This window comes from Petrotoga olearia DSM 13574 (assembly GCF_002895525.1).
In the GTDB taxonomy this organism is placed as follows: Bacteria; Thermotogota; Thermotogae; order Petrotogales; family Petrotogaceae; genus Petrotoga; species Petrotoga olearia.
Window position 1 is genome coordinate 132,396 of sequence record NZ_AZRL01000003.1, and the last position, 25,358, is coordinate 157,753.

Genomic DNA, 25,358 nt, shown 5'->3' on the forward strand with positions numbered 1-25,358 from the left:
CTATATCAAAAAACCATATTCTTAGCGGTGAAAATATTTACTATAACTTCTTCATCAACTAGTTGAAGTTTATCTGTAATATTATATCTCCTTATTCCTTTTGAAGGGTAAAAAATGTAAAGATATCTATATTTATAATCCATACTTAAAATTGGAAGATCTGAATTAATCATTCTATTCAAACCAAAATTTGACACATCAACAATCGTCAATTGTGAGCCTATAGAATAAAATATATATTTTTCATTTAGAGTAATTATATCGGGAGAATAATCAAAACTAAAATAATCTATGATGTTAAAATTAAAGTCTGTTCGAAAGACTCCTTTTTCCGTTAATAGGATAAACCCATCAGAAGAGGAATGAATTTGATCAATATAATCTTTTGAATAAAATTTAAAGCTACTTTTTCCGGTCAAAAAGTTAAATTCTATTATCTTATCTCCCTCAGCTATATACGCAATGTTATCAATAATTTCTATATCTTGTGCCTTTCCTGCAAACACCTTTGTTCCATCAAAGAAAGAATATATATTCTCTTCAGCAATAACGAACACTCCTTCTTGTGTTTCTTTTATACGTTTGATGTTTTCAGGAAAACTTTTGGTGGTTGTATTCTTAGCATCATAAAAATGGACCATATTTCCACTTACCTCATAAAAACCTTTCTTACCTTTTATCAAACTTCCCGTATACCTTTTCTCCCATAATTTTCCTTTTTGTTTATCTAGGTAAACTATCTTTCCTCCTTCGTTAATTAATACCCCTGATTCTAATACAACAAAATCAAAAATTGAGTTAACTGTATTAACATACTTAAGTAGTTTTTTGGTATCTAAATCATAAATATACAGCCCGTTCTCATTATTCGTTAAGTATATATACCCGCCTTTTATCAAAATATTTGGTCTAGAAAATTGTCCAGTAATAATCTCTTGAGTTTCTAAAGATTCCAAATTTCTTTTGTATACACCGTTATTCGTAGAGAAGTACAAAGATTCATCCAATAATTGCATAGAATAAACATCATCATTCCATACATACAACGGCTTCAAATCATAATTTTTGTCGTTGATCAAATCTTTGATTTTAAATATATGTATACCCAATAAATCATCGTTCACCACAAAAAATTCATTATTGAAAGTAAACATTCTAGGTGATATAAACTTATCATAATAATTAATCTCTTGAAGAGTTTGATTTTCGTTGATTTCATAAACTTTTATTCCTAAACCTGGACCAATTACAAATAAATAATTTTCAAACATTTCAACTCGGGTTACCATACCCGGTAAACGAATATGCTCTTTTAATCTTATATACACTTTATCTTTCAGATCAAAGCTTATCAAACCATTTTCACCATCCGCAACAAATACTAATTCTCCATTCGTTGTAACCGATAAAGAATCACCAAATGTGGAGTAAGAATTTAACAAAATTAGTTCTTGAGGATCTGAAAAATCATAAATTTTTAATCCCTCTCTGTCAACAAGATAAAGATAATCTCCATAAATCTGAGCATCGTTAACATAACTACCGGTTGTTACTGAAGCAATTATTTCTTTCTTTTCACCATCAAAAACATAAAATCCTTCGTAACCTCCTATTATTACCCCATATTCGGCACCTACTACTGAGGTAGAAATTTGCTCTTGAACAACTAAATTAGTAAAATCTTTTACTTGAGTAGCAGTTCCTTGAACCGTTTTTTCTTTTGCCATTCGAATGTAAAGTATTACAAGTGAAAACATTATCAAAATCAAAACAATTAAAAAGCCTAAAACATTATAATTCTTACTAATCTTGCGCATGGGTTACACCCCAAAGTAATAAAATTTTTAATAATTATATTAAAATTATAACATATTTCTTTTTTCTAAATTTCTTTAGCATAGAAACAACTTTTATTCTAAATACTTTTATGATATAATTTTTTAAAACTTACTGAATTAAAATTAAACATTTTTAGAAATAAAATTTTAATTTTAAAAAGGGGGAGTAAAAATGCCATCTGAGTTAAAAATAGTCACATTCAACATTGGTAAAGAAAAGTTTGGTCTCGATATTATGAATGTGGATGCCGTAATTGAGTATGAAGAGACCACTAAATTACCAAATGCCTCTGACTATTTTGAAGGTGTAATAAATTATCGAAATGAAGAAGTTCTACCTATCATCAATCTGAGAAGAAAATTTAAAATGCCCAATTTTGAAGACAAATCTCACTCCAAAGTAATAGTTTTGAAAATCGATCAAAGACGTGTTGGGATAATGGTTGACGATGTGAAAAACGTTAGAAGTATCGACCCAAATTTAATAAACGAAAAACCTAATATAGGTGGAATGCGTGGAGCCGATTTTATAAGTGGAATAGCTCGTTTAGAAGATGGGATGTTAGTAATATTGGATATCGATAAACTGATAACTGAAGAAGAAAAGATTGCTATAGACGAAGTTATAAGTAATTAGAGTTGTTTGTATAAAGCAAACAAAAAGTGGCGATATATTTATTATATTACGCCACTTTTTTATTAAAAATTCATTCTTCATCTGCAGAGGTTGGAATAACACAAATAAATTCCAAATCCTCATCTCCAGCGTTCTTCAATTGGTGCTCTATGCCTCCAGGAATGTAAACAAAACTTCCAGCTTCAACTATATTATATTTTTCTCCATCATAAACCTCTGCCTTACCTTTAACTATAAATATTTCATGTTCCCATCTATGAGAATGCCTAGGCGAGTGCCCTCCGGGTTTAACGGTAAATAACCTCATAACAAAATTAGGGGCCCCATAGTTACTTTTCCCTATTAATATTCTTTTTTCAACCTCTTTAGTCATTTCATTATTTATTATTAAAGGTTTAACTTCCTTTGCTTTACCTATTATTGCTCTTTTTTGAGTCATATTAGATTTTCCCCTCCCTTGTACCTAGCTATACTTTCTTTCGAAACTCTGGAACCTACTTTAAACCATGATTCTAGAATTTAAAAACTTTTAAAATACCTCCATCATTCTAAGTTACATACAATCTGCTTAAGCTCCCCTTCGCCCAAACGTTAAGGGATAAACCTCTTAAGATCCCCAAGTTCGCGTAACATCATTTGCTTCGCAAATGAGAATATGGAAATTGTTTCTAAAGCATTATAAATGCGTTTTGCACAAATCAGCAAAAGGGCTCCGCCCTGTAACCCTTTTAAAATCAAAATCTTATTTTTGAAAATCTTTTTATTTCTAAAGTGTCTAACCTAGCTATTTTGTTTGTCATCTCTTTTAACTAGTTTTGGGATAGTAGTTTTTATTTTTCTCAACCTGTTAACATCGCTTTCCAATGCGGCTTTATTCTGCTTTACGATTTCTTCATACACTTCTTCACGATAAATTTTTATCTCTTTAGGTGCCTCAAAACCGATTTTTATACTTCCATTATCTTGTTCAAGCATAATAAGCTTTATTTTTCTATTTCCTGCTTGTATTACGATGGATTGGCCAATTTTTCTAGATAATATCAACAAATCTATTCACCATCTTTTTGAGCAGATAGTATAACCTTACTTCTTTCCAATTCTTCCTTCAAAAGATGTCTAATTTTGTATTCTTCGCTTTCAATTAAATATTGTATCCCTTTATGATTTTTTTGCGAAATAATAATTGGGGCAGCCAAATTTATAGTTATTTCGTCTTCTTTTTCAGGTATAGTTAATATACTTAATATTATAGCATCTTCTGGTTTCTCTAATCCCAAGTATTCTGTTAAATCTTGAGGAAGAGTAAACTGATAATCGCTTCTTATAAGCTGAGGAAAAGTAACTGGAAAAGCCACATTATTATTTTCTAGTGAAGCTAACCACATGATGGGATGTGTATCTTCAGGTTCTAGTAAAACAAACTGTTTAAGATCTTCGAAACCAGGGATACCGTACTCAAAAGTTATCGTTCGCTCAGTCTCTATTTTCACACTTCCCAACTTCGTTTCATACTCTTTTATCATTGTTTTTGAAAACCTCCTTATAGAAAATCTGCCAAAGTCGGAGGAATAATATTACCAGCCGCTTTTAAAGCAGCCTGTAAGACATTTTGCTGCATTGCCAATTCCATTACAACTTGTGCGATATCAGCGTCAGCTTCGTTAGATAAAAATTCTGTTGAAAAAAATTTAAAATCCTCCATTCTATTTGAAGTCATTTCTAAGACTCGCTGAGTAGCACCAATTTCAGCTAGATTATTTAACGTTTTAGCTTGTATTTCTTCTATATTTCCTAACTCAGTTTGAATTGAAGTATTATTTCCTGATTCTATTGCACCGGACAACCTTTTTACTACGCCGAAAATTGAGGCACCACTATCAGTTACAAAAGCATCATAAACCGTTTTACCATATTCTATATCTTGTCCACCAACGGAAATTTTATGCCTAATATTTGCTTGTGGGGGTACTTTTATTTTAAAATCCCCATTACTATCTATTTCCACAACTTTTTGATTATTCTTAGCCCCTCCAAACACATAATTTCCTGAAATTTCTGTATTTGCTATAGAAACTAGTTGTGTATTTATCTTGTTTAGTTCTTCTGTTATAGCTACTCTATCATCTTCACTCAAAGTATCATTTGCCCCTCTGACTGCAAGTTCTTTAATTCTAAGATATATTGAGCTTACTTCTTGTAATGCCGTATCATACATATTCACATAATTTTGGGCTGTTTCTACATTAGTTTTATATCGTTCAATTTCCCTTAAACGACTATCTAAATTAGAAATTCTTGTTGCCACAGATGCGTTATCCGATGGGTATCGGACTTTCTTTCCTGAAGTTAATTGAGAATTTAAATCACTATACTTCCTTAAAACATTTTGAATATCGCTAAGTGTTCTACTACTTAAAAGATTCTCAGTGATTCTCATGTTTTTTCCTCCTCACAATCAAACAAGTACTGTATGGCATATTATCGAACACCCAAGTTGTTAATAACAGTATCCATCATTTGATTTACCGCTGTAATAACTCTGGCAGAAGCATTAAAAGCTTGCTGATATTTGACAAGGTTAGTCATCTCCTCATCGATAGAAACGCCCATCACTCTTTCTTTTTCAAGGCGGATTTCGCTATTCAACATCTCACTGTTAAGCCTCATTTTATCAGCGGTTTCACCCTTAACTCCTATATCGGTAACAATATTTCCCAAAAAGTTTGAAAAACCGACCCTTCCATTATCTAATACTGAATTATTATACATCTTAGATATTTTATCCCATACACTAACGTTTCCCGCACCGGTTGGAGTATAATTAGTCTGATAATAATAACCCAAATCAGTTGCAAGTAAAGAAGGATTCTCTTTTAAATTAGATGATACGGAGATTTGATTGACTATTCCCAACCCCTTATCTATTCTCAAAAGATCAGCCTTAGAAAACTTTTCATCTATTTGTTCTGGACTTACATCCGGGGATATGAGAGTAACAATATTATTAGAACCATCTTCGATAAATCCTAATGCATTGAATAATTTTTCAGGACCTTTTATAGTAACGTTCTGTAAGTCAAAATTAATTAGATTTCCAGCTCTCAAAACAAACGAACCATGTGGAGTAACAGAAGCGGTAACCCCGGTGTTTGTTGCGTTGATTTTGTCAACCAAATCATAAATAGTGTCTTTAAGAGGGTTGATCTCAATTCTTCTTCCATTTATACTCATTTCTATTTTTTCATTGGAACCTAATAAATTATTCAAAGTAGGTTGTGAAGTATCTAAAGCATCCAATGTAACTTTTTGTGCTTCCATTTTTGAAAGAGAACCGTCAACGTCATTTAAAACGATTGTATCCAAGTCTGCATTTGGAATCTTCATTGTGGGAAGGATGTATATAAATCCATCAATTTCTTCTGCTTTCAAGTAACCTCCAGAATGGCTGTTTATATTAGATACTAAATCTACTGCATTAGAGAAATTTATATTAGAATCAATACCGTCAAATTTAAGGCTACCAGGTATAACTTTTGCAGGATCTATTTTGTATGCCTTAATTTCTTTAGTAGGGAAACCATATTCCTTAAGAAAATCTCCTTTTATATCAACTAGTAGTTTGTCTTGAAAGCCCGAAGTATCGTCAAAATAAATAGCTTTATTTGTTGAATCATGTATTATTGAATCAATATTGTTATAATGAGAAGGATAAACTTCAGAAAGATCAGAAGGAGGCGAAACTTTAGAATTTACAGTGTAAAGATAGAAACCATTTAAATCAATTTGAGGATCTTCATAAAAACTTCTATGACTCGTTACATATTGAATTATACCTGGATGAAATACGTCTGAATTTCCTGCTATCCTGAAAAGTCTTGAATCTTCAAAACCTCTTTGGGTACTTATATCACTGAAAAAGTTGGCTCCTGTTATAGTTCCTGTTGAATCCCACCCCTCTTTATAAATAAGATTAGTTGTATCAACTAAATACAAGCCAAACTCATCGAGCTGTTGTTGATAAGAAGGGATAATTTCGTCCCTCAATTCAAAAAGGGCAGACATTTTTCCGTCGTTAAAAGTTAATAAATTATTTCCTACATATGCATAATATTCATTGTTTGTTCCAGCAATGGTTAAAGATTTTATCTCTTGATAACTACTACCATTTAAAACTACTTTATCCCCAATACTCAAAGAGATTTGACCATTTGAATGATTTGTTATCCGTATGTTGGAAAGCTCTGAAAGTCTATCCAACAATCTGTCCCTCTCATCAAGCAAATCATTAGGGGAACTACTTATTGAACTTGATGTCAGTATCTTTTGATTTAAATCGGCAATTCTTTTCAAATAACTGTTTATTTCGTCAATTCTAATTTTTATTTCACTGTTTATATCGCTTTTTAATTCTTCTAACCTATAATTAATATCTTTCATAGTGTTTACTAATTCTTCTGCTCGAGATACAACCTGAGTTTTAGCGGCTTCGTTTGATGGATCAGTTTTCAGCTCCTCGATTGATGCCCAGTAAGAATCATATATATTCCTCAAACCCGTTTCTCCAGGCTCGCCAAATAATTGCTCTATATAATGCACATTAGAATATATATTTTCCCAATAATTCAAACGAGAGGAAGTTCCTCGAAATTGCAAATCTAAAAACTCGTCCCTCACTCGTTGAATATCGCTTACTGTCGAACCAGTTCCAAAAGATAAAGCTGCCCCTCCACTTCCAATCGTTGTCAAATTAATGGGATTGGTAGTTACAATAACCGGAGTCTGTCTCGAAAAGCCATGAGTATTAGAATTAGAGATATTATGGGCAACAACGCTCATTGCAATTTTATTGGTGTAAACTCCTAGTAACCCAGTGTTCAATAAGCCATTCAAAGTCATTGCACACACGTTAACCCCTCCAACTTCGTGAAGTCAAATTATTGTCAATTCTACTACCCTTTTGAGAGTAAGTTTTGCTTTTTGTAATCGATTCAGGATTCAAAATTTGATAAATAAAATTGTTCAGATTAGATTGAAATGAAATAATGTTACTTAAAAGATCAATTTCACCTACTAATTCCTTTAAATTTTTAACAAGCTCTGAAAAAAGAAGGGCGATTTCATAGTCCCTCTTTGAAAAATAATTAATAATCGATTCTAATTTGTTCTCTATATTTTCTTCTAAGCATAACGCTGATACCAACTGGGATCTTGTAGCCTCTACCCTTTTAAAGTTACTTGCCATTTTTTCAATCGTCAAAAGGGTTGAATTAATCTTTTCAACAGCTGCTTTCTTCACTAAACCTTCTCTTAGGTTATAAAAAGAGTTTTTTAACTCTATTAAACTGGCGTTCTCTTCATTTAATACATTTTTTATCGCTTCTAAATTATTAATGACGGTCACCCACTTTACTCAAACATTTTATTTACAATTTGATCTACATTGATATTGTAAGAGCCGTTTTCAATAGATTCCTTCAATTTCGATACAAGCTCCTGACGAATTTCTGGTATCTTATTTGATATTTCTATATACTTCTTCGATTCTCCTGTAATCTTATTTGCACTTTCTAGGTTTGTTGATTTAACCTGTTTCTTTAAAAAATCCTTATCAAGCTTTTTTTGATTTATTTTATCTAAATTATTACCATCAGCAGGATTGATATTGTTGATATCCATAATTTAGTCCCTCCTTTCAACAATTTGAACTTCATAGTTATTATCGTCCACAATTATTATATCATTAGCAATCTATCGAAAAACTATTTTTTCAAAACCAATTAATGCTTTTTAGTAACAAGAAAAGAATATAAATTTAAAAAATTAGTTTGAATTTTTACTTGACTTCTCTATTTTTTGAGTATATAATTTTTTTAGGCGAACCTAAAAAATAGATATTTCAAAAATGAAAACATCAAATAGGAGGTAGGTAAATATGGAAGGTAGAATTCCTTTAATTGGAGAAAAGTTTCCTGAGATGAAAGTATTAACAACGAACGGTGCAAAAGAACTACCAAAAGATTACAAAGGAAAATGGTTGGTACTTTTCAGCCATCCAGGAGATTTTACACCTGTTTGTACAACAGAATTTGTTGAATTTGCAAAAAAGCATGAAGATTTCAAAAAGATAAACACAGAACTTTTAGGACTTTCTGTTGATGCCGTTTATTCACACATCAAATGGATGGAATGGATCAAAGATAACCTTGGTGTAGAAATTACTTTCCCAATAATAGCTGATACAATGGGAAGAGTAGCCTCAAGATTGGGGATGGTAGACCCTGAAAAAGGTTCGGCAACTGTTAGAGCAGTTTTCATCTTAGATCCTGAAGGAACTATTAGATTGATCATGTACTATCCTTCTGAGGTTGGGAGATACATCAATGAAATATATAGAGCCGTAAAAGCTTTACAATTGTCAGACAAAAACAAGGTAGTAACCCCTGCCAATTGGCCCGACAACTCGATATTTGGAAGTAAAGTTATAATTCCACCAGCTTCAACTTACTCCGAGGCTATGAAGAGAAAAACATCAGGTGAAGAAGGGTACGATTGGTGGCTAAAGGTTAAGGAAGTTAAAGAATAATATTAACCCCCAGCAAGTAGGAAGTAGAGAATTTATCATCTGCTTCCTACTTTTTTTATGATATAATTATGAATATAAATTAAATAAAATTAGACACTATTCAGGGGAGGTCCATTTAATATTGCGTAAAGATAGGATAGAAAAACTTCTCAATAAGATGGTAAAAAATAATATTTATCAAGCAATAATATCCTCACCACCTTCTCTTTACTATTTTTTACAAGAGTGGTTTGAACCCGGAGAAAGGTTGTTGTTATTATATGTAAATACTTCTGGCGAGGTTAAGTTGCTAGTCAATGAATTATTCACGGTAAATACCGTTGATGAAGTAAATTTGATTAAATATTCTGATTCTGAAGATCCTATTAAGATATTATCTTCTCTTATTGAAAAAGATAAACCAATAGGTATAGATGGAAGATGGGATGCTGGCTTTCTTTTGGATTTAATGGAAAATACTAAAGATTTATCCTTAAAACATCTCTCCCCAATAATCAGTGAATTAAGGATGGTAAAAGAAGCTGAAGAAATATCGTTAATGAGGTCCTCCTCTTTATTAAATGACACTGCTATGGAAAAGGTTATAGATCTTTTATCGGAGATGCTCCCAGAAAAATACTTAGCCAAAGCCATCAAAAATATCTTCGAAAAAGAAGGAGCCGATGGTGTTTCTTTTGAACCTATAGTTGGATACGGCCAGAATACTTCTAATCCTCATCATGTGTCCACTAATGCAAAGTTAAAAGATGGGAATGTTGTATTGATAGATATGGGTTGCATAAAAAATCATTATTGTTCAGATATGACAAGGACCGTCTTTTTTGGCAAACCTATTGAAACCATGAAAAACATCTATCAAATAGTATTAGAAGCCAATTTGAAAGCTATTGAAAAAATAAAGCCTGGTCTTAAGGCTTCTGAGATTGATACCACTACGCGTAGTTATATAGAAAGCAAAGGATATGGCAAGTACTTTACTCATCGAACAGGCCATGGTGTAGGGATAGAGGTTCATGAAAAACCTTACATATCTTCAAATAGCGAAGAAATTCTAATACCTGGTATGATCTTTTCAATAGAACCAGGAGTTTATTTACCAGGTGTTGGCGGGGTAAGGATAGAAGACCTGGTTTTGGTGACTGATAATGGTTGTGAAGTATTAAACAAGTATCCAAAAGATTTTTTGATAATTTAATCACTTCCTATGCTTTGGATCAACTCTTCATAATTTATAGAGTAGGAGTCTTCCTTCATCTATTTAAATAAAATCCTCCTCTTTATACTGCGCTCCCCCAGAAGATTATGTAAGAACTTCGTTAACCTCATTTTGATTTTCTTTCACATCCATTAATCATCAAAATATGGTATAATAAAAGTACATATACTTTAATCATTTTGTGATGGGAGGTGGATGAATGTATAAAAATATGAGTTTTGAGGATATTTTAAATGAAATTTCATCCACAGATCCGGCTTCCGCCGGAGAAACTGTTACTTCTTTAGTAGCAGCTTTAGCGTCTGCACTAGGTTATATGGTGGCAAATTACACGATCTCCAATGGAAATGACAAGGATTATGAGAATACGCTAGAAGTAGCCTTAGAAAATCTTATAGATATCAAAGAAAAATTAATGGAATATGCCGAAGAATCTTCTAAATATTCAGAAAGAATCCAGAATGTCAAGGAAGGCAAAGATAAGGACAAATCTTTAAAAAGTGCTGCTATATATTCTTTCAATATAGCCAAAACATGCTATAATATCCTAAAAAACTGTTTTACCCTTTACAAATACGGTAGCCCCGTCTTAAAACCCGAATCAAAAATTACTTGTTATTTAGCTTGGGCCGTTTTGAATTCGGCTATTATTTCTGTTGAAGCTAATTTAGAAAAAATAAACAACACAGAAGAAAAGGAAAACCTTTTAAATGATACTATAGAGTTCAAAAATGAAGCAGATTCCTTGTTAAAAGAGTTGAAGGAGGAAATAAAAGGTTAATGGATGATTCACCAATACAATTCGAATTAATTCATATTGACAGATACACCGGGGCTAGGCGAGGACGTATTATTACAAAACATGGCATCGTTGAAACACCGGTTTTTATGCCTGTTGGCACGAATGCAACGGTAAAAACTCTTACAAACTCGTTATTAAACGATATCAATAGTGAGATAATATTAGCCAATGCATTTCACCTTTACTTAAGACCAGGGTTAGAAATTCTTGAGCATTTTAAAGGCCTTCATAACTTCATGAACTGGGAAAAACCAATTTTGACGGATAGCGGAGGGTTTCAGATATTTTCCTTACCACACACCAAATTAACTGATGAAAAAGTAATTTTCAAATCTCCGCTGGATGGTTCTCAAATAGAGCTAACACCTGAAAAATCTCTAGATATACAAAAAGTAATCGGGTCGGACATTGCAATGGTTTTAGATGTATGTATAAATTCCTTATCTGGTTACGACGCTGTAAAGGATAGTGTGCAAAAAACTTTTAATTGGGCTTTAAGATCCAAGCGATATCATAATAATAATCATAATAATGGGCAGGCATTATTCGGTATATTTCAGGGAGGACTCTTTGAAGATTTAAGAGAACTCAGTTTATCCCAGATAACCTCTTTAGATTTTGACGGTTATGCATTGGGTGGATTAGCCGTAGGAGAAAAATACCAAGATTCTGAAAAGATTTTAAAAGCTTTTGGCAATAAATTACCTGAAAACAAACCAAGGTACATAATGGGAATAGGTTCTCCCACGATGATGTTTCTATCTGTGGAAAACGGTATGGATATGTTCGATTGCGTCTTACCAACAAGAATGGGAAGGCACGGAACGGCACTAACATGGAAAGGAAAACTCAACTTAAAATCCTCACTGGTTAAATTTGACCAAAAACCTATTGATGAAGAATGCGATTGTTATACTTGTAAAAATCACTCTCGTGGTTATATACACCATCTTTTCAAAAAAGATGAGGTACTCGGAAAAGTCCTTTTAAGCATTCACAATTTGCGATTCAACATATCCCTGGTAGAGAAAATGAGAGAAGCTATAGAAAATGACGATTTTAAATTTTTTAAAGACGAATTCTTTAAAAGTTCTACTTATTCTTTAACTAATTAAAACAACAAAAAGGAGGGATCCCCTCGTGAAATCGTTTATAAAGTATTATAATGAAATTAAACCATTATATCAAAACAAATTAGATCTCACTAAAAAATTTCAAGAGATCCCCGATCTTTTTTCAAGGAGTGTAAGTAAGCTACTAGAAAAAATTTACGGAGAAGATGAAGTAGATAGAAAACTTGTGGAAAGTTATGTTGAATTTGCTACTGATAAAGAACCTCACTTTAAATTAAAAAACGAACTGATAGATTTTTTAGGTGAAGATTGGACTGACAGTGATCTTCCAAGTATTTTAGAAAAAATGGCAAAATCTGCTTATGACAGATATAAACATATAATTGAAGACCATGATAGAACTGAAACATTTAGAATGGAATAAAAAAAATAGAGCATCTCATAATTTTTCAAACCTGGGGCAGTCTCCCCAGGTTATATATATAAATAAAATTAGAGAAAGGTTGCCAAATGGTTGATAAAAATTATAAAGATATAAAAAAAATAAAAAATGTGTTTTGGAAAGTTTTGTTCTTTTTATATATAGTTTTTATTATATATCTTTCTATTTCTAAACCTATAATAAATTATAGTAATTTCAAAGGAGAAGACAAAATAGTTCATTTTATCTCGTTTTTTTTGGGTGCCGATTTGTTCTTTACCGCTTTCTTTAAAAATAGTAAAAGACTTTATTTTATACTTTTTTTGATTTTTTTCCTTTTAGTTCCCATTTTAACAGAGTATGCTCAAAAATTCAGTATCTACCATACATATAGCAATTTAGATATGGTTGCAAGTTATTTAGGAGCAGTTTGCGGCTTGCTTTTTTTTGTTTTTAAATATAAAGCTTTCAATTAATTCATTTAAATGAAGATAAGAATGAAGAGGTGCGTTTCTTTTGAAAGAAGTAAAATATGCTATAGTTTACCTGAATATAGATCCCAATTATGCAAAGTTGAATAACCTTCCTGTCAAATTACCTATTTTAGTGGAAGATTTTCAAAATGCAAGAAAAACCAATAAAATACCTTTGGACGTAATTATTAGAGGTTTAGAAGCTCAAGTTGACATAGATAAAAACAACCGATATTATATATCTTACTTGGTTTATTATTATTATGAAGCTTTTAAAAAAAACCTCAACAACAAATATTTTGAAAAGGCAAAGGAATTTTTAGATAAGGCAGGTAAAATTTATCCAGATTATAGGTTGCATTTTTATACTGGATTATACTACAAAAAATTAGGAAACTTTGAACTAGCGGAACTTCATTTAAAGCAATCGATAAAAGAAAAACCAAATTTTGCATATGGATATTATGAACTTGGCAACCTCATGTATGAAAGAAATATCTATGATGAGGCATTAGAATACTACTCTAAATCTGTCGAACTTGAAAAGGATTTTACATTAGGTTTTCTAAAAATGGCAGATGTATACATGGAAAATGGCAGATTTGAAGAAGCTGTCTCACTCCTACAAAAATGCATAGAAATCGATAATAAATTCGTTCCTGCCTATGAAAGATTGGGCGTTTCCCTAAATATGCTTCAACGCTATAAAGATGCTCACAAAGTCCACCAAAAAGCCCTAGAAATAGATAGCGATAATTATGAAATTTATTATAACGATGCTCATTCATTGGCTAGATTAGGAAACCACAACGAGGCCATAAAAGTTTTAGAAAAAGCCGCCTCTTTAAATGAAACAGATTATATACTTCACGAATTAGCGTTGGAATATAAAAACATGGGAAGATACTTACAAGCAATTGAAACAGAAGGAAGAGCTTTAAAAATAGCTTCAGAGCAAAATAAAGATCTTATTGTATTAACTTTATTAAAATTTTATGTAATAATAGAAGACGAAGAACAAGTGGAAAAATATTTTGAAATTTTAAATCTGAATCCTGACTTTCACGAAACCGCAGTTAATTTTAAAGTTTTGTTCGAATTATCTCAAGGTAGAGTAGAAAAAGTGAAAGAGATATTGTTAGAAGAACCCTTATCAAACTTTACTCTACTAATAGACAAATTAGATAGATTAGATCTTTACGTCTCCAAACTGGAAGATTTTACGGATAAGAATATTTCCGAATCAATATTTGAAAGTATAGACGAATTTGGAAATATTGACCCTTTTTCTTTGTCAGAACATCTAACAGCCAAAGAAATAAAACGCCCATTCGTTAGCTGGTTAAAAGAGAGTTCGATAGAACCAAAGTTATATCCAGATGGTGTTGAATTACTCACGAACGGCCTACTTCTTTCTGGATTTAATTACGGCCTATCAGAAAGGGTAGCAACAACTATATCGCAATATCTTTGGAAAGACGGAGATGGGTTAGCTTTCGGTAGATTACTTTTAAGATTTTATCAAGATCGAATTTTAGGAGAATCGTTACCCTTACAGCCCTTTATTCAAGAAAATGTCGAAGAAATCAAAGATATGTCTTTTACTTTTGCACAAATATTCGCTAATTACGAAGAACATTTGATGGATTTCGACTCGATAGTAGAGTTTAAAATAAATAATTTTAAAGATGCCCTAAAGGTTTTTTTGTCTATGTTTAGAATACAAACTACGACTGAAGAAGTAACTTTATCCAAATTTAAAGATCATAACACACAAAATTTATCTTTATTCATACATAATATCAACTCAATCTCCAACTCGTTTTCGCAGTAAATCTAGGGCCAAATATTAAATATTTTTAGAGGTGCTACCATGAAAAATTATTTGTTAATATTTGTTGCAATTTTATTTTCCGCCATTTCTTTTACTTTGAATATAAATATTCTTTCTCCACAAGAAGATGCCCAAAATGTCGACATAAGAACTTCTTTTAGATGGCAAACCATTGATGCTGAAGGGAAAGAGATAAGATATAGAATATACATATCTGAAGATGCCAATATAGATGAAAAAGATTTGAAACTGGAAAATATTTTTTCAAATTTTTATACGGGAGACGTCCTAAAGCCTGAAACAACTTACTACTGGAAAGTAGAAGGAGTTGACCAGGAAGGAAACGTGTACTCCAGCAAAACAGCAAAATTTACCACAAGAAGTTTACGTGCTGGGGATGCATATATTATCATATTTGAAGAATTTGATAAAATTCTTCCTTTAGATGATAACTTTCTTGGTATATCGAAAAACAAGGTTGTCTTAATGAATGAAAATAAAGTTGTGATTAAAACGGTTGATTTTAGACAAAATATTGAAAATGGGTTCTTGACAAGTGAAGCTGTCTTTCTCGTTACGCAAGATGAAACTTATATCTTCGACTATTCTTTAGAAAAAAAGGCACAATTAAACTTCAAGATTAAAGGTTTAGCAGGAGAAAATATCTTTTACAGTAATGATGAAATCTTTTCGCTAAACGATGATTTTCAAATACAAAAACAAATTGATTTCAACAACATTCAAAAAGCCTTAGTAAAAGGCGGATACATCTATCTTTTAACCGAAGATAAATTCGTTAAATTGAATAGTAATTTTGAAACCGTTGAAAGTTTTGATTTTAACAACAAAACTTTTGATTTCGACTATCTTGAAATTCAAAATATGACTTTATTCCCCATATTGACTAATAATAATATTACACTCTTAGATACCAATCTGCAAAAAATATCACAACTTGACTTTCAAATAGAAACTCAAAGATATCAAAGAAAAATATACACTTATTACGACAAAATAGTTCTATTATCCGGTTCAAAAAATCTTCACTTTTATGATTCTGAATTGAATTTGATCAGAACTTTTACATATGAAGAAAATTTCAATTATTTTGTTCCTGTTAACAAAGATAGATTCATATTGGTAGGAGAAAGTATTAAATCCTTCGATTTGGAAGGAAGTTTAGTTTGGAATTATTCTACAATAAATAAATTCCAAATAATTGATGAACCCTTAGTATATGACAAAGGTTTATTGGTAGGTGTAAAAGACTTTCTAACTCGATTTTTAATACTTTACGATGATTTCGATTCTCAATATTATTTCACCAGATACATTAAGGAAAAAATACCTTTACCCCATACGATCGAAGAAGAAGAAGAAGAAGAAGAAATAGTGACACCTCCATCAACAATAACCATCCAACCCACGCCAATTACATCTCAGGCAACGGAGATAACTCCAGAACCAACTCAAATCACAATACCAGAGCCGATAGAAGAAGTTATTACAGAACCTTCTACTCCTATGGATATACCCGTTGAGCCTACTCCACTAACGTCACAGGCAACGGAGATAACACCTGAACCAACTCAAATCACAATACCAGAGCCGATAGAAGGAGCTATTACAGAACCCTCTACTCCTATGGATATACCCGTTGAACCTACTCCAATAACTCCTGAGGCGACAGAACTAATCAAAATATTCTTCAAAGGTTTCGATGAATACATCTATGGAAGTTTATACGATGGAGAAAATTTTTATCTTTATGGCTATGAAGGCAAAAATGAAAATTGGGATGCAAAAACATGGAAAATTGATCCTTACGGAAATATTTTAAACGAAAAGTCATTATATGCAAAAAATACAGATTTTTTCAGAGACGCCATACTCACTGAAAGCTCCACCGATAACTCTAAAAATATAATCTACATCGGTGATACACTCTCTTACGGCTTAAACGGTAATGTTTACATCGTTTCCATAAGTGAAGACGGTAGCGTTAATTATCGGATAGATTATGGGGATATCGGTAGAGATAGCGGTATAAGTATTACAAAAATCGACGAAGATAGTTACGCAGTAACGGGAAATTTGTTCATTAATAAAAAATTATCAGATATATTCGTTTCAAAGTATTTAAACGACGGGACGAGAATCTGGACTAATAACTTCGGTGGCAACGACGTAGAAATTGCTGTAGATATTAAAAACTCTCAAGATCAAGGTTTTATGGTTTTTGGTGCCACAAGATCTTTTGGTGCAGGTGGTTTTGATGTATACGTTTTAAAACTTGACTACTATGGAAATATGAAATGGTCAAACGTATACGGAGATTCCAATGACAACATCCCAGTAGGGGTTATAAAAGAAGGTAGAAAATACTACTTATTATTTGAAACTCATTCACAACCTATGAGATACGGAATTTTAGAGATAGATGAATTAAATGGATTTGGAGATTCTTTTGAATTTTCATTAGAAGGGTCGAACAAATTTTTAGGCTTTGCTAAAATAGATGAAAAATACCTAGCATATGGTTATAGTATAGAAAATGGGAAAAAAGTTGGAATAATATACGAAATAAATTTTGAAGAAGAAAAAGTCGAAAAAATAAACACGTACACACTCGATTCTGATTTTGAAATAATTAGTATATCAAAGCCTGAAAATCAAAATTTTATCTATATTTTTGGAAATACTACCATCAATGGTATCAATAATATCGTCATGATTAAGGAGAATTATTAGTGCAACTATGTTCTATTTTCGAAAAATGTGGTGGATGTAGTAAATTGCATATAAATTACGAAGAACAACTAAAAATAAAAGAGAAAAGCGTTCTTTCGCTCTTTGATCAATATCAAATAAAACCTAATAATTATCATGGTATTACTCCTTCTGTAGATATATATGAATACAGAAACAAAATGGAATACTCTTTTGGTAACGAATACAAAGATGGCCCTCTTGTTTTGGGGTTAAGAGGAAAAGGCAAGAAGTTCGACGTCTATTACACAAAAGACTGTAAACTAGTGAATTATGACTTCAACAATATCGTTATAAAAACAAGAGAATTTTTCTTCAAAAAGAACATACCTTTTAGAAATTACAAGAACCACTCAGGTTTTCTTAGAAATTTGGGAATCAGAAAAGGATTAAAAACTGGGGAAATACTTTTAAACTTGGTAACTTCCTTAGATAATGATTATTATCAAGAAGTAGAAACATGGAAAGAAGAAATGCTGCATACTAACTTAAAAGGAAATATCGTCTCCATAATTCAAAGTAAGACTGAATCTAAAGCCAACGTTGTCAAAGCAGATGAAATGGAAATTCTATACGGCAGAGACTATTTTTACGAAAAAATTTTAGATTTAACTTTCAAAATTGGTCCTTTCTCTTTCTTTCAAACAAACACAAAAGGAACAGAGGTTTTATACCAAACTGCGTTATCTTATGCAGAAAATTCAGATGTTGTATATGACTTTTATTCTGGAACGGGCACAATATCCCTATTACTTGCAAATAAAGCGAAAAAAGTCTATGGAATAGAAATTGTCAAAGAAGCGGTAAAGGCAGCTAAGCAAAACGCCATATTAAATAATATCAACAACGTAGAATTTGTAAATGAAGATGTAAAAGAATTTGTCAAACAACAAAGTGGAAAAGAAAAACCTGATTATATAGTATTGGACCCACCAAGGGCCGGATTACACCCAAATCTTATAAAATTCATAAAAACCCAGCAATTTAATAAAATTATATATATCTCATGTAATCCTAAAACCTTAATCCCAAATTTAAAAGAATTATCAGATCTCTACACAATCTCAGATTTTCATTTGGTTGATATGTTTCCTCACACTGACCACGTTGAGTGCGTGGTATTGATGATAAATGTAAAAAACAAATAAGTGCCTGAAAAACGGCTTGAATACAGGGCTTTCAGGTGATTTGCCATCTGCCGAAAATGTGCTTTTTGGCGGCTGGGATGCCGGGAAGCCCTGTATTTTTATGTGTGTGATTGTTCGCGGAAACACATCCACAGCCTTTTGGGGCGGCTCTCGGCGGGCAGGGTTGTGTAGACGGAAAAGACGAGATTTGAAATGGTTTGATGTGTTCGCGGGAACATGTCTACTTGCATAAATTTATTTTAAAAGCTAAAAATGCACACCTTTCTGCGGTTTACAGAAAGATGTGCATTTTTTAATACAGGCTGCGGACTTTTTTAATGTTTTCTTTTATAGGCCGTATATCCTCTGGTATGTCCTCAATTTTAATTGTATTATGCACTGCGCAAGTACCGGCATTTTTTGCCGTTTCATAGTACCAGCATTTATATTTCAAAAGCTTAAGCGTTTCCTGCAACTGGGCAATTTGTTTTTCAAGAGACTCTTTTTGCCTTTTAAAGATTTCAAGCCTTTGTTCAATTGTTGAATCGCCTTCCATTGTCAGGTCAATGAGGGTTTTAATATCTTTAATCGGCATGCCGGCCTTTTTCAAGCATTCTATTATCATCAGCCATTGAAAATCCTCATCTTTGAACATTCTGATGCCGCTTTCGCTCCGTTCAACAAATGGCAATAATCCTTCTTTTGCATAAAAGCGCAGGGTATGAGGAGAAACATTAACTTTTTTAGCGATCTCACCGATGGTGTAATACATAATCAACCTCCGAAATGCGACAAATTCTTTGTCGAATATTTGTCAAATAATTGTTAAGAAAAATTTTACATAAAAATGCAAAACAACTTTAAAAAAGCCTATTGACTTAGAGTCAACTCTCAGGTTTATTATGATATTACCACATGCGGGTGTATGTGTCAACTGATGAAATGAAATCGAGGAGGTGTGAAAATGAATAAATTTAAAGAAGGAAAAACTCTTATAACCTACTATTCAAGAGAAGGAAACAATTATGTCAATGGATGCATTGTAAATTTGCCGGTTGGCAATACGGAAGTTGCCGCTAAAATGATTCAGAAAATAACCGGCGGCGAACTGTTCTGCATTAACACAATAAAGAAATACCCTGAGGATTATACGGAAACCACAAAAGTTGCCCAGCAGGAACTGCGTGACAATGCAAGGCCTGAGCTTTCAGCGTATCTTGAAAATATTGATGACTATGAAGTTATCATTCTGGGCTATCCCAACTGGTGGGGAACCATGCCGATGCCGGTATTCACTTTTCTCGAAAAATACGATTTTGCTGGAAAGGCCATTCTTCCATTCTGCACCCACGAAGGAAGCGGCATGGGGCGCAGTGAAAGCGATATAAAGAAACTGTGCCCAAATTCAAAAGTGTTGAAAGGGCTGGCAATCCGTGGCGGGAACGTAAACAACTCGGAAAAAGATATTGCCCATTGGTTAAAAAATATTAACATCTGAAAGGAGCATTTATATGCAAAAGGTAGTTTTAAATAATGGTGTGGAAATGCCAATTTTAGGGTTCGGCGTTTATCAAATAAATGACGCCGAGCAGTGTGAACGCTGTGTTTATGATGCAATTGAAACAGGATATCGTCTGATAGATACTGCTGCATCATACGGCAATGAAGAAGCTGTCGGAAAAGCAATAAAAAAGAGCGGTATTCCAAGGGAAGAACTTTTCATCACTACAAAACTTTGGGTTCAGGATGCCGGTTATGAAACAACCAAGAAAGCCTTTGAAAAATCGCTTAAGAATCTTCAGCTTGATTATCTTGACCTTTATTTGATTCATCAACCGTTTGGCGATGTGTATGGTTCATGGCGTGCTATGGAGGGGCTGTACCGTGAGGGGAAAGTCAGAGCAATTGGAGTAAGCAACTTTTACCCAGACAGGCTTGTTGATTTAATCCTCAATAATGAAATAACTCCTGCGGTAAATCAGGTAGAAACGCATCCATTTTGCCAACAAATTGACAGTCAAAAAATAATGAAAGAATACAAAGTACAAATAGAATCATGGGGCCCTTTTGCAGAGGGCAGAAACAATATGTTCCAAAATGAAGCACTGATGTCGCTGGCCCAAAAGCACAATAAATCTGTCGCTCAAATTATACTTCGCTGGCTTGTGCAAAGGGGAGTTGTTGCAATTCCAAAGTCAGTGCACAAAGAAAGGATTGTTGAAAATTTCAACATATTTGATTTTGAGCTTTCTTCAGAAGATATGGATAAAATTGCAGAATTGGATAAAAAAGAAAGTGCTTTCTTTTCACATAGGGACCCTGAAATGGTCAAATGGATTTGTTCATTAAAGAGATAAGTTATTAACTGGTACAGTTGAAAGGACCTTTATTAAAAGAGTCCTTTCAACTGTATATTCCGGAGGGGAGGAGAGTAAATGAGAAAAACCGTAATTACAGGACTGGTTCTGCTCATGGCGTTGCTGCTTGCTGCCTGCGGCAGTACAGAAAAATCTTTGAGTGAGGCGGCAACGGAAAATACAGTAATAACAAAGACACAGAACATGAATTCCCAGGAAGCAGAGCAGAATGTCATGATTCCGAAGGAGATCGAAAAAATTCCTGATGGGTATTTTAAAGGATCGGAGCAGCCTGGAACATTGAAGGATCTATATTACGATACCTATGAATCCTTTTCTTATGATAAAAAATCAGAAAAGATTAAGAAACACGCAGTCGTATATCTTCCCTATGGCTATAACAAGAATCAAAAATACGATGTGTTCTATTTGATGCATGGCGGGTGGGGCGATGAGACTAGGACGCTTGGAACACCGGGCAATCCATCCTCATTTAAGAACGTCATTGATCATGCGATTGCTGCAGGCGAGATCAAACCGCTGATCATAGTATGTCCGACTTATAACAACACAAATGAGCACGGACTGGATTCCGGCAACTTTTCTCTGGCGATGCAGCTGACGAGGAACTACCATAACGAGTTATTAAATGATTTGATTCCCGCGGTGGAAGGAACGTACAGCACCTATGTTGCAAGTACATCTGCAGAAGATCTGATTGCTTCCCGTGATCACCGGGGATTCGGCGGATTTTCCATGGGATCGGTCGCAACCTGGCGGACATTCCAATACGGACTTGATTACTTTCACTATTTCCTGCCGATGAGCTGCGGGACAACTCTGGATGACAAAGAGATTTTTGCTGCAGCTGAGGGACATGATCCGGATGATTACTTCGTCTTTGTGATGACAGGAACCAATGATTTTGCGTACAGCTACGATGAGGCCAGAACAAATCTGATGCGAACGTCCGCCTATTTTACCGATGTCGATGAAAAGGCAGACGGCAATTTTGCGTATCGTGTCAAAAAGGGATATTCCCATGACGGAACCGCTGCGATGGAATACACCTATAACGGGATGAAAGCATTCTGGAGCGGTAAAAGTAAGTCCCAGAAGGAACAGCAGGAGGTTCGGTCAGTCTTGGGAAAGGGTCAATCCTATAAAGCTTTCACTGCGGATACAAGGATTGAAGATGTGATACAGGATTCAGCTTTCGGAAATTTCGGAAGGCTTTTATTTCCGGCAGATAAAGGGTACTACAGCGGGGATACTCTTGGAAAACTCTCCCTGACATGGTATAGCAACATCAATCCGGACAGAACGGTGGAAATCGCAAATTACCTGAAAGAACGCGTCCTGTCGGGAGACACTGTTTTCTATGATATTTATTCCGATGAAGAAAAAGCGCAGGATCCTGACAAAAAGGATACAGGGCTGTTCTTTTTCCGCGGCAATAAAGGCGCTAAAACAGCAATTGTCAATGCAGGCGGGGGATTTGTATTTGTCGGCGCGATGCAGGACAGTTTTCCACATGCTCTTGAACTCAGCAAAAAGGGGTATAACGCATTTGCCTTAATTTATCGCCCAGGTGCGCAGACGGCCTGTGAGGACCTTGCAAGGGCAATTGCTTTCCTGCATGAGAACGCCGACGAACTCGGAATAGACATGCAAGACTATTCTCTCTGGGGAGGGTCTGCCGGAGCGCGTATGGCAGCATGGCTTGGAAGCTACGGTACCGAGAGCTTTGGAGAAAAGAGATATCCGCGTCCTGCGGCTGTTATTATGCAGTATACCGGTTTGTCGGAAGTGACGGGAAAGGAACCCCCGACATTTGCGTGCGTGGGAACGAATGACGGAATTGCATCTTATAAAACGATGGAAGACAGAATCAACAGGATTAAAGCAAATGGAACCGATGCGGAAATAAAGGTCTTTCAGGGACTTTCACATGGATTTGGGCTTGGGGAAGGAACCGTCGCAGAAGGCTGGATAAATGATGCTATAAAATTTTGGGAAAAACATATAACAGAATGAGAAGTATGTGCTTATGAAGAAAATCGGCATAATACTTATATCCATGCGCATTATCGAATATACATACAAACCCCTTGATTTTGGGTTGCTTCCAAGTGTTAAATTTTATCAATATATTAATTTGCAAAGGAGATAGATAGTGATGAATAATGGAAAATCTGAACAAGAATTAATCTCTCTTTCTAATGAAAAGTGGCGCTGGATGTCAGAATGTAAAATAGATTCCTTGAACTCTCTCTTCCACGAAAAAGCTGTCTTTGTTCATATGGGCGCAACCATGTCCAAGGAACAAGAACTTGATGTCATTCGAAGCGGCAGGATTCATTACAAAGATGTAGATATTCAAGAAGTATCGGTACCGTTCATTGGAGAGACAACAGTGATCCTTTTGAGCAAAATTCGTTTAGTAGCCGTCGTTGGCGGTAATGAGGTTACCAATCCTTTTGTTGTCACAGAAGTGTATGTGAAACAAAATGATACTTGGATGTTAGCCTCACTCTCATTTACAAGACTGCTTACTCCTTAAGAAAGCGGGCGTTACAATGAAACTCCATGCGCTGGAAAGACGGCCGCATGGTTTCGGATATCTAGAGGAGAATGGATTTCCGATTTTGAACGCTTTTTGACAGAAGTATTTAAATAAATAAAGAATGGATGATTCATAAAATGAGTAAAAAAATCCCATCAATATCAAGAAGTATCCGCAAAAGTATTTTAGTATTTACATTTATTTTTATGATGGCGTTCTTATTTACTGCCTGTGCCAGCAACTCTTCACAAAAAAACGATTCAAGCAGTTCGGTACAAAATATTTCTGAACAGACGAATATTTTAAAGGAGAGCTCTTCATCATCTGAAACTGCAAATATTGACAATGAATCACAAAGTTCTTCATCTTCTGAATCAATAAAGACTGATAAAGAAAATAAAATACTTATTGCTTATTTCTCCCATACGGGAAACACAAAGACTATTGCAAACATGATTCATGATAGTACGGGCGGAGACTTATTTCATTTGGCTTGCTTGAAGAAACCATGGGGTTTTTCAGGAAACCTTAATAGGGAAGGAGAAAAAATATGAAGGTATTATTAATAAACGGAAGTCCAAACGAAAAAGGATGTACATATACGGCTTTGAGCGAAGTGGCAAAAACTTTGACAGAACAAGGAATAGAAACGGAAATTGTCCATGTGGGCAATAAAGATGTCAGGGGCTGCATAGGATGCCGCAAATGCAAAACCACGGGCAAATGCGTGTTTAATGATATTGTAAATGAAACAGCGCCTAAATTTGAGCAAGCGGATGGCATTGTGATTGGATCGCCTGTATATTATGCCTCGGCAAACGGAACTCTTATATCTTTTTTAGACCGTCTTTTTTATAGTGTGCCGGATGATAAAACTATGAAGGTAGGAGCGGCGGTTGTATCGGCAAGGAGAGGCGGATGCTCGGCAACCTTTGATGAAATAAATAAATATTTTACAATTTCAGGCATGCCAATTGCTTCAAGTCAATATTGGAACAGTGTTCATGGATATACACCTGATGATGTTCGAAAAGACGAAGAAGGATTGCAAACAATGCGCACATTAGGCAAAAATATGGCATTTTTAATCAAGAGCATTTCATTAGGAAAAGAAAAGTTCGGTTTACCGGAAAAAGAACCGTGGATTGCCACTAATTTTATTCGGTAGGAGAATGTTAAAGAAAAAGGTTTCTGCTTGCATTGAATGTAAACAATGGGAAAGACGAGGAAGGTGATTTTAAATGGCAGATTTAAGCAACAGCGTGATATTTCCCAAAGGAGAAAAGCTGGAGAGCAATAATTTCAGCGGAAATGTATGGCTGAATATGATTGTGCCTCCCCACTCAAAACTTGGTTGTCCTATCGGCAATGTTACATTTGAGCCGGGCTGCCGGAACAACTGGCATAAGCACCCCGGAGGGCAAATTCTGCTTGTTACGGGCGGCCGGGGCTGGTATCAGGAGGAAGGAAAAGAAGCTCGCGAGCTTCGCGCAGGCGATGTCGTTGAAATTCCATGCAATGTTAAGCACTGGCATGGTGCGGCGAAGGATAGCTGGTTTGTTCATCTGGCAATAGAAGCAAATCCGGAAGCCGGTCCAGTTGAATGGCTGGAACCGGTGGACGACGAAACCTATGGGGAACTGAAATAATTAGGAAGATTAA

General features: G+C 34.2%; 25 protein-coding genes and 1 pseudogene. 17 read left to right on the forward strand and 9 right to left on the reverse strand.

Features of this window, described 5'->3' with window-relative positions:
• Positions 1-5: 5 nt before the first annotated feature.
• Positions 6-1,727 (reverse strand): LVIVD repeat-containing protein, encoded by a 1,722-nt coding sequence (locus tag X929_RS01035; RefSeq protein ID WP_211286706.1) that lies wholly within the window; start codon positions 1,725-1,727, stop codon positions 6-8.
• 283 nt (positions 1,728-2,010) lie between these two features.
• Between X929_RS01035 and X929_RS01040 the strand changes: the two genes are divergently transcribed.
• Positions 2,011-2,475, forward strand: coding sequence for a chemotaxis protein CheW (locus X929_RS01040; RefSeq protein WP_103066215.1), 465 nt, complete (start codon positions 2,011-2,013; stop codon positions 2,473-2,475).
• A gap of 70 nt (positions 2,476-2,545) precedes the next feature.
• Here X929_RS01040 and X929_RS01045 read toward each other — a convergent pair whose 3' ends face one another.
• The 7 genes from X929_RS01045 to X929_RS01075 form a co-directional block, all read right to left on the reverse strand.
• Positions 2,546-2,914, reverse strand: coding sequence for a cupin domain-containing protein (locus X929_RS01045; protein ID WP_103066216.1), 369 nt, complete (start codon positions 2,912-2,914; stop codon positions 2,546-2,548).
• 341 nt (positions 2,915-3,255) lie between these two features.
• On the reverse strand, positions 3,256-3,522 hold the full coding sequence (locus X929_RS01050) for a carbon storage regulator (protein WP_103066217.1): 267 nt from the start codon (positions 3,520-3,522) through the stop codon (positions 3,256-3,258).
• A 2-nt stretch (positions 3,523-3,524) separates the two neighbouring features.
• Entirely contained in the window at positions 3,525-3,998 is a 474-nt protein-coding gene (gene fliW / locus X929_RS01055) for a flagellar assembly protein FliW (protein ID WP_103066218.1), read from the reverse strand.
• Between the two features lie 17 nt (positions 3,999-4,015).
• Complete coding sequence (gene flgL, locus X929_RS01060; RefSeq protein ID WP_103066219.1) at positions 4,016-4,912, reverse strand: flagellar hook-associated protein FlgL; 897 nt, start codon at positions 4,910-4,912, stop codon at positions 4,016-4,018.
• A 41-nt stretch (positions 4,913-4,953) separates the two neighbouring features.
• On the reverse strand, positions 4,954-7,371 hold the full coding sequence (gene flgK / locus X929_RS01065) for a flagellar hook-associated protein FlgK (RefSeq protein WP_245858620.1): 2,418 nt from the start codon (positions 7,369-7,371) through the stop codon (positions 4,954-4,956).
• Between the two features lie 10 nt (positions 7,372-7,381).
• On the reverse strand, positions 7,382-7,876 hold the full coding sequence (locus X929_RS01070) for a hypothetical protein (protein ID WP_103066221.1): 495 nt from the start codon (positions 7,874-7,876) through the stop codon (positions 7,382-7,384).
• Positions 7,877-7,881: 5 nt separating this feature from the next.
• Positions 7,882-8,151, reverse strand: a complete 270-nt coding sequence (locus X929_RS01075) for a flagellar biosynthesis anti-sigma factor FlgM (RefSeq protein WP_103066222.1) — start codon at positions 8,149-8,151, stop codon at positions 7,882-7,884.
• A 256-nt stretch (positions 8,152-8,407) separates the two neighbouring features.
• On the opposite strand from X929_RS01075, the gene X929_RS01080 reads away from it, so the two are divergent.
• The 8 genes from X929_RS01080 to rlmD all read left to right on the forward strand — a co-directional run bounded on the left by X929_RS01080 (position 8,408) and on the right by rlmD (position 18,794).
• On the forward strand, positions 8,408-9,058 hold the full coding sequence (locus X929_RS01080; RefSeq protein ID WP_103066223.1) for a peroxiredoxin: 651 nt from the start codon (positions 8,408-8,410) through the stop codon (positions 9,056-9,058).
• Positions 9,059-9,179: 121 nt separating this feature from the next.
• On the forward strand, positions 9,180-10,253 hold the full coding sequence (locus X929_RS01085; RefSeq protein ID WP_103066224.1) for a M24 family metallopeptidase: 1,074 nt from the start codon (positions 9,180-9,182) through the stop codon (positions 10,251-10,253).
• A 220-nt stretch (positions 10,254-10,473) separates the two neighbouring features.
• A complete protein-coding gene (locus tag X929_RS01090) occupies positions 10,474-11,055 on the forward strand; it encodes a cyclodeaminase/cyclohydrolase family protein (RefSeq protein ID WP_103066225.1) in 582 nt (193 codons plus the stop codon).
• Complete coding sequence (tgt, locus tag X929_RS01095; RefSeq protein WP_103066226.1) at positions 11,055-12,191, forward strand: tRNA guanosine(34) transglycosylase Tgt; 1,137 nt, start codon at positions 11,055-11,057, stop codon at positions 12,189-12,191. Before X929_RS01090 ends, tgt begins: the two co-directional genes overlap by 1 nt.
• A gap of 25 nt (positions 12,192-12,216) precedes the next feature.
• Positions 12,217-12,573, forward strand: a complete 357-nt coding sequence (locus X929_RS01100) for a hypothetical protein (RefSeq protein ID WP_103066227.1) — start codon at positions 12,217-12,219, stop codon at positions 12,571-12,573.
• Positions 12,574-13,086: 513 nt separating this feature from the next.
• Positions 13,087-14,877, forward strand: a complete 1,791-nt coding sequence (locus X929_RS01110; RefSeq protein ID WP_103066229.1) for a tetratricopeptide repeat protein — start codon at positions 13,087-13,089, stop codon at positions 14,875-14,877.
• 39 nt (positions 14,878-14,916) lie between these two features.
• On the forward strand, positions 14,917-17,628 hold the full coding sequence (locus tag X929_RS01115) for a hypothetical protein (RefSeq protein ID WP_103066230.1): 2,712 nt from the start codon (positions 14,917-14,919) through the stop codon (positions 17,626-17,628).
• Positions 17,628-18,794 (forward strand): 23S rRNA (uracil(1939)-C(5))-methyltransferase RlmD, encoded by a 1,167-nt coding sequence (gene rlmD, locus X929_RS01120; RefSeq protein WP_103066231.1) that lies wholly within the window; start codon positions 17,628-17,630, stop codon positions 18,792-18,794. The genes X929_RS01115 and rlmD overlap by 1 nt, the downstream gene beginning before the upstream one ends.
• Before the next feature lie 292 nt (positions 18,795-19,086).
• On the opposite strand, the gene X929_RS01125 is transcribed toward rlmD, so the two are convergent.
• Positions 19,087-19,545 carry a MerR family transcriptional regulator gene (locus tag X929_RS01125; RefSeq protein WP_103066232.1) on the reverse strand — a complete coding sequence of 153 codons (459 nt, stop codon included), beginning with the start codon at positions 19,543-19,545 and terminating at the stop codon, positions 19,087-19,089.
• 192 nt (positions 19,546-19,737) lie between these two features.
• Here X929_RS01125 and X929_RS01130 point away from each other — a divergent pair, with 192 nt between their 5' ends.
• The 8 genes and pseudogenes from X929_RS01130 to X929_RS01160 all read left to right on the forward strand — a co-directional run bounded on the left by X929_RS01130 (position 19,738) and on the right by X929_RS01160 (position 25,345).
• On the forward strand, positions 19,738-20,271 hold the full coding sequence (locus tag X929_RS01130) for a flavodoxin (protein ID WP_103066233.1): 534 nt from the start codon (positions 19,738-19,740) through the stop codon (positions 20,269-20,271).
• Positions 20,272-20,284: 13 nt separating this feature from the next.
• Entirely contained in the window at positions 20,285-21,130 is an 846-nt protein-coding gene (locus X929_RS01135) for an aldo/keto reductase (protein WP_103066234.1), read from the forward strand.
• 234 nt (positions 21,131-21,364) lie between these two features.
• Positions 21,365-21,886, forward strand: a pseudogene (locus tag X929_RS09885) (alpha/beta hydrolase); the annotation flags it as partial.
• Between the two features lie 303 nt (positions 21,887-22,189).
• A complete protein-coding gene (locus X929_RS09890; RefSeq protein WP_342749833.1) occupies positions 22,190-23,167 on the forward strand; it encodes an alpha/beta hydrolase in 978 nt (325 codons plus the stop codon).
• 142 nt (positions 23,168-23,309) lie between these two features.
• Positions 23,310-23,693, forward strand: coding sequence for a nuclear transport factor 2 family protein (locus tag X929_RS01145; RefSeq protein WP_103066235.1), 384 nt, complete (start codon positions 23,310-23,312; stop codon positions 23,691-23,693).
• A 140-nt stretch (positions 23,694-23,833) separates the two neighbouring features.
• Positions 23,834-24,250 (forward strand): NADPH-dependent FMN reductase family protein, encoded by a 417-nt coding sequence (locus tag X929_RS01150; protein WP_103066236.1) that lies wholly within the window; start codon positions 23,834-23,836, stop codon positions 24,248-24,250.
• Positions 24,247-24,864, forward strand: a complete 618-nt coding sequence (locus X929_RS01155; RefSeq protein WP_103066237.1) for a flavodoxin family protein — start codon at positions 24,247-24,249, stop codon at positions 24,862-24,864. The genes X929_RS01150 and X929_RS01155 overlap by 4 nt, the downstream gene beginning before the upstream one ends.
• A 73-nt stretch (positions 24,865-24,937) precedes the next feature.
• Positions 24,938-25,345 (forward strand): cupin domain-containing protein, encoded by a 408-nt coding sequence (locus tag X929_RS01160; protein WP_103066238.1) that lies wholly within the window; start codon positions 24,938-24,940, stop codon positions 25,343-25,345.
• Positions 25,346-25,358: the final 13 nt, after the last annotated feature.

Excerpts from the sequence above, each read along its gene's own strand:
- fliW (WP_103066218.1), bottom strand. The coding sequence starts at position 3,998 with ATGATAAAAGAGTATGAAACGAAGTTGGGAAGTGTGAAAATAGAGACT.
- X929_RS09890 (WP_342749833.1), top strand. The coding sequence starts at position 22,190 with ATGGAATACACCTATAACGGGATGAAAGCATTCTGGAGCGGTAAAAGT.
- X929_RS01115 (WP_103066230.1), top strand. The coding sequence starts at position 14,917 with ATGAAAAATTATTTGTTAATATTTGTTGCAATTTTATTTTCCGCCATT.
- flgL (WP_103066219.1), bottom strand. The coding sequence starts at position 4,912 with ATGAGAATCACTGAGAATCTTTTAAGTAGTAGAACACTTAGCGATATT.
- X929_RS01045 (WP_103066216.1), bottom strand. The coding sequence starts at position 2,914 with ATGACTCAAAAAAGAGCAATAATAGGTAAAGCAAAGGAAGTTAAACCT.
- X929_RS01035 (WP_211286706.1), bottom strand. The coding sequence starts at position 1,727 with ATGGCAAAAGAAAAAACGGTTCAAGGAACTGCTACTCAAGTAAAAGAT.
- X929_RS01125 (WP_103066232.1), bottom strand. The coding sequence starts at position 19,545 with ATGTATTACACCATCGGTGAGATCGCTAAAAAAGTTAATGTTTCTCCT.
- X929_RS01040 (WP_103066215.1), top strand. The coding sequence starts at position 2,011 with ATGCCATCTGAGTTAAAAATAGTCACATTCAACATTGGTAAAGAAAAG.
- flgK (WP_245858620.1), bottom strand. The coding sequence starts at position 7,371 with ATGACTTTGAATGGCTTATTGAACACTGGGTTACTAGGAGTTTACACC.
- X929_RS01075 (WP_103066222.1), bottom strand. The coding sequence starts at position 8,151 with ATGGATATCAACAATATCAATCCTGCTGATGGTAATAATTTAGATAAA.
- X929_RS01160 (WP_103066238.1), top strand. The coding sequence starts at position 24,938 with ATGGCAGATTTAAGCAACAGCGTGATATTTCCCAAAGGAGAAAAGCTG.
- X929_RS01145 (WP_103066235.1), top strand. The coding sequence starts at position 23,310 with ATGAATAATGGAAAATCTGAACAAGAATTAATCTCTCTTTCTAATGAA.
- X929_RS01080 (WP_103066223.1), top strand. The coding sequence starts at position 8,408 with ATGGAAGGTAGAATTCCTTTAATTGGAGAAAAGTTTCCTGAGATGAAA.
- X929_RS01155 (WP_103066237.1), top strand. The coding sequence starts at position 24,247 with ATGAAGGTATTATTAATAAACGGAAGTCCAAACGAAAAAGGATGTACA.
- tgt (WP_103066226.1), top strand. The coding sequence starts at position 11,055 with ATGGATGATTCACCAATACAATTCGAATTAATTCATATTGACAGATAC.
- X929_RS01150 (WP_103066236.1), top strand. The coding sequence starts at position 23,834 with ATGAGTAAAAAAATCCCATCAATATCAAGAAGTATCCGCAAAAGTATT.
- X929_RS01090 (WP_103066225.1), top strand. The coding sequence starts at position 10,474 with ATGTATAAAAATATGAGTTTTGAGGATATTTTAAATGAAATTTCATCC.
- X929_RS01135 (WP_103066234.1), top strand. The coding sequence starts at position 20,285 with ATGCAAAAGGTAGTTTTAAATAATGGTGTGGAAATGCCAATTTTAGGG.
- X929_RS01130 (WP_103066233.1), top strand. The coding sequence starts at position 19,738 with ATGAATAAATTTAAAGAAGGAAAAACTCTTATAACCTACTATTCAAGA.